The organism is Acinetobacter lactucae, assembly GCF_013344765.1.
In the GTDB taxonomy this organism is placed as follows: Bacteria; Pseudomonadota; Gammaproteobacteria; order Pseudomonadales; family Moraxellaceae; genus Acinetobacter; species Acinetobacter lactucae_A.
The window spans coordinates 1-1,473 of the sequence record NZ_JABVBF010000318.1; the positions used below are offsets into that span (position 1 = coordinate 1).

Sequence of the window (1,473 nt, forward strand, 5' to 3'; positions counted from 1 at the left end):
ATATATAACTATAATTGGTGGAGGTACTGCTGGATGGTTTGCTGCATTAACATTAAGAAAAATGTTTGCTAGTAAAGTTGAAATAATTGTTATTGAGTCTCCTGATATAGGTATTGTAGGAGTTGGAGAGGGAGGGTTAATTAACTTAATTAACTCGTTAAATTACTTGGGAATATCAACGAGTGAATTTATGAAAGGAACTGATGCAACATTTAAATGGGGATTTTGTTATGAGGGGTGGCGTACTGGAAAAAAGGATGACGAATTCTATCATCTCTTTGTAAATCCTGAATATAAGCCTTTTAACTATGAGCGAGCGAATTTTTTCCCGCTTATTTCTGCAGTAATAGCAAAAAAGCTTCCTCTCGCAACTATAGTTAAGGATTTTGATGGAATAAAAAATAGAATATCTCAGGAAAAGGCTATTAACTGTTTAATACAAAAATCAGGTGTTTCATCATCGTTTCATTTTGATAGTTTTAAAGTTTCAAACTTTCTCTCTAAAAAGGCTATAGAACGCGGTGTTTTGCATATACAGGGAAAAGTATCAGATATTTTATTTGATAGTGATGGTATGGCGCGACATATCTTGATAGGTAATAGAAAAATTGATACTGATTTTATTATTGATGCATCAGGATTTTCCAGGTTTGTAATTGGTAAAAAATTAAATAGTAAATGGAATTCATTTCAAGAATTCTTATGGCTAGATAGGGCAATTCCATTTCATGTATCACATAATGGGAGAAATCCAGAATTAGTGACAAGAGCAACTGCTATGTCTGCTGGATGGATGTGGCAAATTCCGTTAAATGAAAGAATTGGAGCTGGTTATGTGTATAGTAGTAGATTTACAACTGAACAGTTGGCAATTGAAGAAATAGAAAAATATTTTGGTTTTAAAATAACACCTCAAAAAGTGCTCAAATTTGAACCAGGTCATTTTGTACAAGTATGGCAAAAAAATATTATGGCGCTTGGACTAGCAGCTGGTTTTGTTGAACCATTGGAAGCTACGTCAATTGGTCAAATGTTGGAGCAATTAAGAATATTTGAGAAAGTAGTCCTTCAAAGTGGTGGGCTAATTTCTGATTTAAGTATTGAACAATTTAATGAGGCAAATGCTTTAAGTTGGAAGGGGATAAGAGATTTTTTAAGGATGCATTATGATTGCCCACGTAAAGATACCCCTTTTTGGCTGGAAGTAGCTAATACACCTTATCCAAAAAGTTATGCGGCATTAAAAGAAGTATTTAATAAGAGATTGCCAAGAATGCAGGATATTAAAGGTTATGCGATACATGGTTGGGGTGGGATATTTCATGTAGTAAATTGGATTTTCGTTGCGCAAGCACTTGATTTGATCTCTCCAGAAGCATGCTTACAGGAACTTCAATTTTTACCTGATCAGTTAAAACATGAGGTTAATGATTATTTGAATTATTTAAATAAAGAGCTGTACTAGTTTAATAT

At 33.3% G+C, this 1,473-nt stretch carries 1 protein-coding gene; it reads left to right on the top strand.

Translation table 11 applies throughout. The features are described 5' to 3' along the window. The coding region (locus HUN22_RS17010; protein WP_174731872.1) for a tryptophan 7-halogenase at positions 1-1,465 on the top strand (1,465 nt) is incomplete at its 5' end. Between the last annotated feature and the right edge of the window lie 8 nt (positions 1,466-1,473).